The organism is Pauljensenia sp. 20925_1_25 (genome assembly GCF_041433955.1).
Taxonomy (GTDB): domain Bacteria; phylum Actinomycetota; class Actinomycetes; order Actinomycetales; family Actinomycetaceae; genus Pauljensenia.
Map to the genome: position 1 here is coordinate 16,299 of NZ_JAPWCL010000028.1, position 11,799 is coordinate 28,097.

The window sequence follows — 11,799 nt, forward strand, 5'->3', positions numbered from 1 at the left end:
CCGTAAAGAACGTTGACGCGCGATGATAATTCCCAAGTATCCGTAGAATGTGCGGTGCTATTATCCATATGGTTAGCCGGTGTGTATCCTCGGGAACTCACTCCGAAGTCTGCGGATGCTGCCGCGGCATCGGATGCTACATGCCATCGACACTGAGGAAGTGACATGAAGAAGGGGCACAAGACGCGAAGGATCTGGTCCAAGCGACTGCCTGCCATTTCCGTCCTGCTCGTGTCTGCGATCCTGTGCACGATTGCGTTCATGTCCCGAGGCGTGGAGGTCACGCAGGTCAGCGTCGATGATGGCGGTATCTGGGTGACCAATCAGGATCGCAAGCTCGTGGGCCATCTGAATTACGACGCCCGGATGCTCGATGGCACGGTGTCCGTTAAGTCGGCGTCCTTCGATATTGGGCAGGCTGGCGGTGACGTGACGCTCGGGGAGGCGGGCACGCGCACGGTATCGCCTGTACGTCCGACGTCCTTTTCGATTGGTCAGGCGGTGACCCTGCCGGAAGGTGCCGTGCAGGTGCAGGGCGGTTCGGTGCTGGCGGTTCTGGATCCGAATGAGGGTCTCCTGTGGGTGGGTGACGCCGGTGAACCCGCGACGATGTCGTTCACGCGCGAGAGCGCGGTTGCCAACGACGTGGGCGACGGTGTTGTGACGGTGTCGCGCTCGGGCAGGGTGTTCGCGTACGCGCCGGGGACCTCGACGCTGGTGACGGCGGAGCGCGAGGGACAGGCGTGGCGCACGAAGACGAAGATGGTGAAGGGTTTCCAGCCGGTCGGCACCTTGTCGATCACGGCTGTGGGTGATAAGCCTGTCATCTACGATCAGGGTGGTAACAAGCTCGTGATGCCCGACGGGTCGGTGCGTGACCTCGCTGAGGATCATGTGAGCGGCGCGGTGTTGCAGGATCCGGGCGACGACGCCTCGTCCGTGCTGCTGGCGACGGATAGTGAACTCGTGTCGGTCCCGCTCAGCGGCAGGGGAGTGGAGCGTCAGGACGCGTCGGAATCGAAGGCGGAGGGTACGCCGGCCCCTCCGGTGTTCCATCGCGGCTGCTCGTATGCGGCGTGGGCGGGTTCGGGCGCGTATGTGCGCCTGTGCGAGGATAAGACGCGTAATCAGAAGCAGACGGTGGACGAGCTGGCGAAGGTGTCGTCAGTGGTGTTCCGGACGAATCGGACGCGTATCGTTCTCAATGATGTGACGACTGGCACGCTGTGGCTTCCCGATAAGAACATGGTCATGGTCAACAACTGGGACCAGGAGGACCCGACCGAGGAGAAGGAAGAGGACACTCCGACACCTGACCAGCGTCAGCAGGTCTCGGAACCCGAGCGCAACGAGAAGAACACGCCGCCGATTGCCGTCGACGACGAAATCGGTATCCGACCGGGTCGTTCGACGCTGCTGCCGGTGTTGGATAACGACTCGGACGACGACGGTGACGTGCTGACGGCGCGCCCGCTCGCGGAGCCCGAGTTTGGTTCCGTGGCGCGTACCCGTGGGGGGCGCGCCCTGCAGATTGCGGACGTGCCGGAGGAGAAGACGGAGGGGTCGACGTCCTTCTCCTACGAGGCCTCGGACGGTTTGGCGGTGGCGACCGCGACGGTGACGGTGACGATCCGCCCGTGGATGGTCAATGAGGGGCCGCGTCAGGTCAAGCACCCGGTGGTGAAGCTGGGGGCGAACGCGCAGGTGGAGTACAACCTGCTGTCGGATTGGGTGGACCCGGACGGCGACCAGTTCTTTTTGAAGTCGGTGACGGCTCCCGATGGTATGGCGGCGCAGTTTTCCGAGGACGGAACCGTGCAGGTGCGCGACCTGGGTTCGGGTGCCGGCTTGAAGTCGCTGAGCGTGACGCTGTCGGATGGCCACGCGGAGAGCGTGGGCGAGCTGCAGGTGAGCGTGCAGGAGTCGGGCAATGTGCCTCCGATTGCGCGCGCGGACTTCTACGTGGCGCGCGTGGGTGAGCCTGTGACGATTGACCCGGTGGCGAACGACACGGACCCGAATGGGGATTCCTTGTCGCTTGTGGCGGCGGGTGCGGCACCTGCGGGTACGTCGGTGACGGCTGATCTGTCACGAGGCACCCTGATGTTTACGGGATCGGTGTCGGGTTCGTTCCAGTTCACGTACACGGTGTCGGATGGTCCGTCGACGACGATGGGTGTGATCCGCGTGGATGTGGTGCCGGATGATTCGACGGCGGTGCCGGTCGCGGAAGATGATTTGGCGGTGTTGCCCAGCGGCGGCGCGTCGCTGATCGCGCCGCTGGCGAATGACACGGATCCGTCGGGTGGTGTGCTGGTCGTGCAGTCGATTGATGTGCCCGAACAGTCGGGTCTGGAGGTGACGCTGATTGAGCGTCACTTGCTGCGCATTACGGCACCGGGCGGCCTGTCCGACGTGACGTCGTTTACGTATACGGTGTCCAATGGCGCGGGGTCGGCGACGGCGCAGGTGAGCGTTATTCCGACGGATGCGCAGAGTGAGGATGTGCCGCCTCAGGCCGCGCCGGACAGTGCGAAGGTACGTGCCGGGGATGTCGGCTCGGTGAGTGTGCTGGCCAACGACCGTTCGCCGATTGGTCTGTCGCTGAGTGTGGATCCGACGGTGACGGTTTTGTCGGGCGGCGATCTGGGCACGGTGTTCGTGACCGGTAACCAGGTGCGCGTCGAGGCCGGGGACGAGGCCGGGGTACTGCGCGCGTCGTACACGGTCGTCGATTCGGTGGGGAATAAGGCGACAACGACGGTGACCTTCGAGATTGTTGCCGCGTCGTCGGCCAACAGTGCGCCGACGCCGAAGGCTCTGAGTGCGTGGGCTGTGTCTGGCCAGATGACGCGTATCCCCGTGCCGCTGACGGGTATTGATCCCGACGGTGATTCGGTGGCGCTGGTGGGTATTGATCAGCCGCCGTCCAAGGGCAGCGTGGTGCTGGGCACCGAGTGGCTGGAGTACACGCCCTCCGATGATGCGGTGGGCACGGATACGTTCTCTTACATCGTGGAGGACCGCCTGGGCCTCCAGGGACGCGCTCGCGTGCGTGTCGGTATTGCGCCTCCGGGCACGCAGAACCATAATCCGACGGCTGTGCCGGATTCGGTGACGGTTCGTCCGGGGCGCGCGGTGAGCGTGAACGTGCTGAGTAACGACGTGGATGCGGACGGCGACGCTCTGTCGGTCAACACGGATTCGGAGAGCATATCGGTGTCGGATCCGTCGGTGCCGGTGTCGGTGCTGGAGGACGCGGTGACGGTCCAGGCCCCTGAGACGAGTGGCGTGTTTGTTGTCGCCTATCAGGTCCTCGATGGGCGCGGCGGTCGCGCGCAGGGGCAGCTGACGGTGACGGTTGATGAGGACGCGCCGCTGCGCACACCGGTGGCGCGCGACGATGTGGTGTCAGTGTCGGAGCTGCCCGCGGATTCGAAGCCGGTGAACGTCCAGGTGCTGGCGAACGACGAGGACCCGGATGGTACGACGGATGCCCTGTCGGTGTCTGCCGATGGGTCGGGCGTGAGTGTTGTGGGGCAGAAAGTGTCGATTACCCCGCAGGCCAAGCGTCGCCTCGTGGTGTATACCGTGACGGACCAGGATGGCCTGAGCGCGAGCGCCGTCGTGACGGTGCCGGGCACCGACCTGCTGGCTCCTCGACTGGACACGACGCGGATCCCGGTGGCAATGCGCGCCGGTGCGACGTTGACACTCGATGTGAATGACTACGTGCTTGTGCGTGATCGGTCGCGCTCGCCGATGATCACGGACGAGGCCTCGGTGACGAAGAGCGGTGCTCTGGAGTCGGCGACGCTGCAGGATTCGACGCACCTGGCGCTCGCTGCTCCCGAGGACGCGTCGGGTCGGGCGTCGGTGTCTTTCACGGTGCGTGACGGCGCGCCGGACGATGCTTCCGCCCTGTCCTCGACGCTGACAATCCCGATCACGATTCAGTCGGCGAAGAACCTGCCGCCGCGCCTGACCCCGACTCCGATCCTCGTGGGCCAGGGGGAGTCCGTGACGGTCGACCTGACGCAGATGGTTGATGATCCCGATGACCAAGCCAAGACCTCGTTCGAGTATCGCCTGACGAAGGTGCCCGGCGGGGTGGACGCCACGCTGGAAGGCTACACGCTGACAGTATCGGGGAAGAAGGACCAACCCAAGGGGTCGGCCGGCGCGCTCACCGTGAGCGTCGACGACGGGTCGGGTGCCGTGAACGCGGATATTCCGGTGACGATCGTGAAGTCGTCGAAGCCCCTGGTGACGACGACGGACGCCCGCATCAAGGTTAATGCGGGTCAGAGTGCGACCGTGAACGTGGCGGATTACACGACGAATCCTTTCTCGGACCCCCTCGTCATCCTGGACACCTCGGTGCAGATTGGCCAGGGCACGGCCTCGGGCGAGGGAAGCGCCCTGACGGTCTCTCCCAAGGCCGGATTCCACGGCGACATGATCGTCGTCTACCGTGTCATGGATGCGACGAACGACCAGGACCGCGTCGTGCAGGGCCGCGTCGTCGTCAAGGTGCTCGACCGCCCGGATCCGCCCGTCAACGTGAACGCGACGGCGACCGGGCCGGGCAGCGCGTTCGTGTCCTTCCAGGCGGGTGCCGCGAACGGTGGCACGATCTCGGGCTACACGGTGATGGACGTGAACAGCGGCCGGACCTTCCCGACGACCGACCCGGGCGTCGAAGTCACGGGCCTGACGAACGGCGTCAAGCACTCCTTCACGGTCGTGGCACACAACGAAGCCGGCGACTCTGACCCGTCCACGGCCTCGCCGGAGGTCCATATCGACGCGGTGCCCGAGAAGATGGCGGCCCCCACGGTCGAAGGTGCAGACGGAGCGCTGCTGGTGTCGTGGGTTCCCCCCACCAACAAGGGGTCCGCGATCCAGACGTACTCGGTGTTCGTCGCCTCGGCCTCGGGCAGCCAGCCCGTCACGCGCACGGTCGCTGGAACCGAGACCTCCGTGACAGTCGGGGGCCTGACGAACGGTGCCACCTACTCGGTGACGATCCAGGCGCACAACGGCGCGGAGTCGCCCTCGCCGCTGTCCGAACCCACCCCGGGCAGCCCGCATGGCCCACCGGATCCGGCGAGCCAGCTCGCTGCCTACCCGGTCAGAGAGAGCACGGATCCCTCGCACGCGACGGTCAATGTGTCCTGGAAGCTCGGTAACTCCGGCGGCCAAGGCTGGGGTAAGACCTCCGTGACCGTGGGTTCTGTGACCGTGGATGCCGATCCCGGCTCCACCGGTGTCGACGTCCCCGGCGTCGAGGCGGGTACCGCCGTACCCGTGTCGGTGACCCTGAAGAATTCGGACGGCGACGTGTCAGCCCCCGCGACCACCACGATGGGAATCGCCACGGTCCCGCTCGCGCTCGACGCGCCGACCGTGTCGGGCACAGGCACCGCGGGGGAGCTGCAGGTCGATGGCCTGGCGGTTGTTCCCGGCCGAGGCTTTAGCGCCTCCGACCTGACACTGCGCTACGCCTGGACGAAGAACGCATGCGTGACCGGCCAGACCATCTCGAACGGCACGATCCTCCACGTTGACGGATGGGACACGCGCACGCTCTACTTCTGCCAGACGGGTGTGGGCATGCGTAACCAGACGGCTGCATCGGATCCCGTGTCGGCGAGCGGAACCCCGACGGGCGTGCCCTCCAAGGTCGGCGTGTCGGTGACGAACGTTGGCTCGACCAACGCCACCGTTCGCTGGGATCCCATCGGTGCAAACCCGGGCCTGAGCGCGATCCACGTGACCATCGGGTCGGAGACACACGACCCGGCGACCAACGCGACCGAGGAGACGTTCTGGAACCTCTCCCAGGGCACGCGCTACACCGCACAGGTCGAGGCCGTCAACGCGCTGGGTTCGACGATCATGACCGACGAGCCGACCTTCACGACGAAGCTAGACGTGGAGCTAACCTGGGAGGAAACCTGCCAGGGCGGCGAGAAGCACGGCTTCGCGGGCACCTGCCACACCTTCACGATCAGCGCCCCGAGCTGGGCCTCCTCGTCGGAACCCCACGTGTGTGTGATCCGCTCCGACGTCGATAACTGGACGGAGAAGGTACGCGTGACGGGAGCGGAACCGACGCGCACGAAGATCGCGACACAGGCGGACTCTGAGGACGCATTCAAGAAGGATGTTCGTATCGTCGGCGTATGCGAGCCGGAGAGGTAGGCCGCGATGACACTGCGTCGAAAGATCCGAGGCGCGTCGCGTGAAGTGTTCGACCGGCTGCGCTCGGTCCCCGGGTACGCCGCGTTCGCACGCTGCCTGTGCGCTCTGACGACCACCGGCTGGGCCGTGTCCGTGGCGAGCGTCTCGGGCATTGTAGCCGCAGTCGCCGTCGGCTGGATCGAGGGCTTCGTCGTAGCCGTCATGGGCGGCGTCGCGCTCGCGGTCGCCGTGGCGTCGGTTGCTTCACCGTCGCCGTTGTCCGTGTCGCTGCGGATGGAAAGCGACCGCATCGTTGCTGGTCAGGTTGCGGTTGGTCGCATCCGCGTGGCGAACAGGTCGGGGCGTCGGGCGGGTTCGACGCTCGTGGAGGTCTCGATTGGACGAGGCAGTGGCGAGTTCCTGGTTCCCCCCATTTCCGGCAATGGGGTGTGGAATGAGTCGTTTTCCGTCATGACGAAGCGTCGTGGCGTCATCACGGTGGGTCCTGCGCGCACTGTGCGCATGGATGGCCTGGGCCTGCTGCGTCGCGTGCGCGAGTGGGATGACCCGATCCTCGTGCATGTGCATCCGCAGACGATTCGTTTTTCTTTTGACGCGACGGGCATGCAGATGGACGTCGAGGGTGTCGCGAGCGCGAAGCTGACCAGCTCGGACGTGTCTTTTCACGCGCTGCGCGACTATGAGCCGGGGGATGACCGGCGCGCGGTTCACTGGCCGTCGACGGCGCGCTACGGTCGCCTGATCGTCCGCCAGTTTGAGGAGACGCACCGCTCGCACCACATGGTGCTGCTGGATACCCGGCGTGACGCCTGGGAGCGGCGCGCTTTCGAGATGGGGGTGTCGGTCGCCGCGTCGCTGGCGATTGCCGGCTCGGGGGAGGCGCGCACGGTGTCGATGCACACGTCGGACGAGTGGATTCCGACCGCTTCGCCCGTTGCGATGCTGGATGCCCTGTCTGAGATGGAAGTGTCGGTTCGGCGCGATTTCGAGGCCGTGGTGCGTCGCTGCGTCATGGAACGCGGCGCTATTTCCGCTCTGTCCATTGTCGTGGGCGAGGGGACCAGTGACGACGAGGCGTCGCGTCTGGCCAATATCGCGCCCATTGACGTGGCGGTGTCTGTCATTCGAGTGGTTCCGGGGAGCGCTCGCCGTCGTCGCAGGATGAGTCGGGGCGTCATCATTGACTGCCCGTCGCTGGAGGATTTGCCGGTGCTGATTTCCAGGGGGGTGTCGTTGTGAACGCGTCTGTTCGTTCGGCTTCTTCGCGTCGCCCGCGCCCCTCCATGAGGGCGGAGACGGCAGCGGGAACCTCGCGTTCACGCGCCACGATGCCCGCGTGGTCGCTGATGGTGTTAGCCCTCCTCTTCGTTGGCCCGGTCCTCATGTTCGAGACGGTGTTCGGCGGCTACCAGGGCGCTATCGCCGCGGCTTCGGGCGTTGTCGTTGGCCTGATGGTGGCGTGGGCGTCGGCCAAGTGGCGATGGGACCTGCTGTCGATCACGGCCGCGGTCGTGGCCTCGCATTTCCTGTTCGGTGGGGCTGCGGCCCTGCGCGAGACGACTCTCTGGGGCGTGGTGCCGACGTCGCGCACGCTGCAGTCCCTCGTCATCGGCGCGGTCGAATCCTGGAAGGACCTGCTGACGCTGACGCCGCCCGCGGCCTCGTACTCGGGACCGGCGCTGGTGCCGTGGATGACGCTCCTCATCTGCTCGGTCGCGGCTGGCACGTTCACCGTGCGCCTCGGACGTCCCATCGCCGGTTCGAGTGCGCTGATCGCCTCCGGCGTGATTGCCATCGTGTGGGGGCCCAGCCATCACGGCCCCAGTGCCGTGCTGGTGGTCGCCTGGTGGGCGGCGTTGATCATCTGGTGGTCGTGGGCTTCAGCGATTGTCCGCGCACGCGCGGGTGCCGATATCGTGATCGGGATCGGCGGGTCGAATGCCTCCTCGGCGACGACGATGGGAGCCACCTCTCGCCAGGTCGTGCACGTGTGGTGGCGCGTGGGCATGGCCTCGCTCATGGTGGCGGCGATGGTCGCCGTCGCCCTGCCCGCGGGTCTCCTCGCGGGACCCACGGCCTCGGACCGTATCGTCGGGCGCGACGTCGTGGAACCTCCCGTGGACGCGCGCGAATACCCGTCGCCGCTGTCGAGCTACCGCTACTACAACAAGGACCTGGAGGAGCGCTCCCTGATCCGTGTCTCCAACCTGCCCAAGGGTGCGCGCGTGCGCCTGGGCGCGATGGAGGTCTACGACGGGACGACCTTCGTCATGGGAACGACGAACGTGGATGGCCAGGCTGGCTACCGCCGCGTCGGCTCGACGATCCCGGGACGAAGCGCCGAGACGGCCCAGAGCGAGACGACGGTGTCGACCTCGCAGCTGGTGGGGCCGTGGGTGCCCACGATCGGCCAGGTGTCGGTCCTGCGTTTCGAGGCCTCGGACCCGAACGCCGCCGCCCGCCAGAAGGGCCTGAACTACAACCTGTGGACCGAATCTGCACTGACGACGGGTCCCGCGGGGGACATGTCCTACGCGCTGAATACGACGGTGCCGGAGGAGCATACGGACTCGGAGTTCGCCAGCGTGGACGCGCGCGATTACGCGGGTGGGGACACGAATGTCCCGAAGGACGTCGATACTCTGGCCGCCGAGCGCACGGTTGGTGCCCACTCTGACCTGGATAAGGCGCGAGCGATTGAGACGTACCTGCACACGTCGGGGTTTTACTCCAACGATGATGCCGTCAGCTCGCGTCCCGGCGCGTCCCAGGACCGTATCCAGCGCATGATCAGCGCGGAGGCGATGGTGGGCGACGACGAGCAGTACGCGACCCTGATGGCGCTCATGCTGCACTCGCAGGGCATCGCAGCGCGCGTCGTCGTGGGTGCCTACCGTGAGGGGACGGCCGGCAGCCTCGACTTCATGGGCGCGGACATGCACGCGTGGGTGGAGGTGGAGTTCCCCGGCGTGGGCTGGGCGACTTTCGACCCGACGCCGCCGCGCGACCAGAAGCCCGCCTCCGAAGTGAATCGGCCCAAGTCGGTGCCCAAGCCGCAGGTCCTGCAGCCCCCGGAGCCGCCGGAACAGCCGGTCGAACTGCCCCCGGCCTCGCGTGACGAGGCAGCGGATCCGCGTGATCCGGGTGGCTCGCACATCCCGTGGATGATGATCGGGGCGGTGTCCGCCTCGTTGCTGGTCCTACTGGGTCCTGCCTTGATGATTCTTGCGCTTAAGGCTCGCCGCCGCTCGGTGCGTCGCCGCTCGGATGCTGCGAAGGCGGTGCGCGGCTCGTGGGAAGAGCTGGTCGACACCGTCATCGACTCAGGCGTGGTCGTGCAGCCGTACCTGACACGCCAGGAGTTGGCGTGGGTTCTGTCGACCCAGTGGGCGACACCGCACGCGGGTGCCCGCTCTGGTGAGCGCGGCACCCCTGGTGATGGTTTGGATCGTGCCGGTGACGAGGCCTCGGCGCGGATGGTCACGGACGGCCGCGTGCCGGGATGGTCCCTGTTCTCGGGCACTGTGCCCCGTGTGGTGGCACTCGCACGCCGCGCGGACGTCGCGGACTTTGCGGCCGCAGGCACCCGCCAGGAGGACGTGGACGAGGCGTGGAGCGACGTGCGTGCGCTGCGCAGCGAGTGGGCGTCGTCCGTGTCGTGGTTCGCACGCGTGCGCTGCGCGCTGTCGGTCAAGTCGCTGCGCTGGCGTCGCCGCGCGCGTCGCTTGGCGACAAGCGGGCAGCGCCGGTCCCTGTTGTCGCGCGTCACGCGCCGTTGGAGGAGGAAACGATGAGTGACAGAGACGAGCACGTGGGGGTTGCCCCGATGCTGCCCGGCTACCAGTGGATTCGATACCTCGGATCGGGTGGGTTCGCGGACGTGTACCTGTGCCGCCAGGAGATGCCCAGTCGTGATGTCGCGGTGAAGATCGCTCGCCTGGATCGTGGGTCTGAGGCGCAGGGGGACATCGCCCGCGAGGCTGATGTGATGGCGCTCGTGTCGGGGCATCCGGCTGTCGTGCAGCTGTACGGCGCGGGCACCGCGCAAGATGGGCGCTCTTTCCTGGTGATGGAGTACTGCCCGGTCGCGAACATCATGGATCAGGTGCGTCAGAAACCGATGTCGACGGATCGGGCGCTGTCGATGATCATCCGCATGTGTGGCGGTGCGGAGATGCTGCATCGTGTGGGTTTCGTGCACCGTGATATCAAGCCCAGCAACATCATGGTGAATGCCTACGGCTCTCCGGTTCTGACGGATTTCGGTGTAGCGGAGCATGTGGGGACAGATCCGCGCAGTGGCCGCGATGGTTTTTCGGTCATGTGGGCCCCGCCCGAGCAGATCGCGGGTACGGCGCGTATCCATCCGACGCAGGACGTGTGGGCGCTGGGTGCGACGCTGTGGACGCTGCTGATGGGGCGCCCGCCCTTCGAGGTACCCGACGGTGATAACACCGCTAGGGCGGTCGCGCAGAGGGCAGCGTCGGGCCGTGTCTCGCGCATCGATCGGCCGGGCGTGCCCGATGCTGTGACCGCCATCGTGCGTCGAGCGATGAGTCTGGATCCTGAGGAGCGTTTCGGGTCGGCGGCGGCGCTCGGTTATGCGCTGCAGACCGTCGAACGCGACATGCATCGCCCGGTCACGGAAATGAAGCTGAGTGTCGTCGCGCCCACCGGTGGGCCTCCCTCGGCGCTGTCGATTCCGACGCCGGCTCTCCTGGATTCGGAGCGTACGCGCACCCGCCGCAGGGGATTCTCGGAGGGGGAGCAGGCCTCGTCGAACGAGGCCTGGTCGGGTAACTCGACGACGAATCGTCGCGGGGTGGTCGACTCCGAGTCGAAGCGTCCCGCGTGGGTGATTCCCGTGCTGGTTGTCGTCGGTGTGCTGGCCACGGCGGCCCTGGTTGTCGCGATGTTGACGGGCGGGGGGCACAGCGTGCGCCTGGGCGCGGGCGAGGGGCCGTCGGTCGAGGCGACGACCGAGCAGTGGAGTGACCCTGGGGGTGATCCGGGTGGTGCGCTGCCCGATTCGGTTGGGGAGGTGACGGCTACGCCGAATGGTTCGGAGATTCTGTGGGGCTGGCAGGTGCCGTCGCAGTCGCAGTATTCGTCTGATCAGCTGGTGTTTAAGTATGTGCTGACGCGCCCGGGCGAGGACGTGGTGGCCGAGACGATACGACGCAACAGCCTGACGACCACGGCGGTGAGCGGCGAGAATTGCCTGGCGGTCAGCGTCGTGGTCGAGTCGAGCGGACGTGAGTCCTCACCGGTGACGCAGTGTGTGACGGTTCCTTAGACGCCGGTGCCCCAGCCTCGGGTGTACTGCTGCGTCGGGGCACCGCTGCGTCGGGTGTTGGTGGGGTGCCGCGGGACCTGTTCGCAGGTCGGCTACCACCTGCACGATGAGTCGGCCATGGCATGTGTGAGGTCATGGTGGCTGGCAGCGTGGGTGTGGTCGTGGTGGTGGTTGGTTGTGGGTGTGGTGTGTGGTGTCATGGGTGGTTATTTGGTGTGGTAGCGGGGGCTGGTGCCGAGGTGTGCGTTGTGGGTGGAGGAGAGGGCGATTTCGTCGAGGCCTCGGTATACGTAGGA

At 66.5% G+C, this 11,799-nt stretch carries 4 protein-coding genes; all 4 read left to right on the plus strand.

Annotated elements, in window-relative coordinates; all coding sequences use genetic code 11:
* The first annotated feature begins 165 nt into the window (after positions 1-165).
* Genes O3932_RS09890 through O3932_RS09905 form a run of 4 tightly spaced genes read left to right on the plus strand, consistent with a single transcriptional unit; the run spans position 166 to position 11,503 of the window.
* On the plus strand, positions 166-6,207 hold the full coding sequence (locus O3932_RS09890; protein ID WP_371538134.1) for an Ig-like domain-containing protein: 6,042 nt from the start codon (positions 166-168) through the stop codon (positions 6,205-6,207).
* A 6-nt stretch (positions 6,208-6,213) separates the two neighbouring features.
* Positions 6,214-7,446, plus strand: a complete 1,233-nt coding sequence (locus O3932_RS09895; RefSeq protein ID WP_371538136.1) for a DUF58 domain-containing protein — start codon at positions 6,214-6,216, stop codon at positions 7,444-7,446.
* Between the two features lie 44 nt (positions 7,447-7,490).
* Positions 7,491-10,001 carry a transglutaminase family protein gene (locus O3932_RS09900; protein ID WP_371538139.1) on the plus strand — a complete coding sequence of 837 codons (2,511 nt, stop codon included), beginning with the start codon at positions 7,491-7,493 and terminating at the stop codon, positions 9,999-10,001.
* Complete coding sequence (locus O3932_RS09905) at positions 9,998-11,503, plus strand: serine/threonine-protein kinase (protein WP_009648247.1); 1,506 nt, start codon at positions 9,998-10,000, stop codon at positions 11,501-11,503. The genes O3932_RS09900 and O3932_RS09905 overlap by 4 nt, the downstream gene beginning before the upstream one ends.
* Positions 11,504-11,799: the final 296 nt, after the last annotated feature.

Coding starts and splice junctions, on each gene's coding strand:
- O3932_RS09890 (WP_371538134.1), top strand. CDS start 166: ATGAAGAAGGGGCACAAGACGCGAAGGATCTGGTCCAAGCGACTGCCT.
- O3932_RS09895 (WP_371538136.1), top strand. CDS start 6,214: ATGACACTGCGTCGAAAGATCCGAGGCGCGTCGCGTGAAGTGTTCGAC.
- O3932_RS09900 (WP_371538139.1), top strand. CDS start 7,491: ATGAGGGCGGAGACGGCAGCGGGAACCTCGCGTTCACGCGCCACGATG.
- O3932_RS09905 (WP_009648247.1), top strand. CDS start 9,998: ATGAGTGACAGAGACGAGCACGTGGGGGTTGCCCCGATGCTGCCCGGC.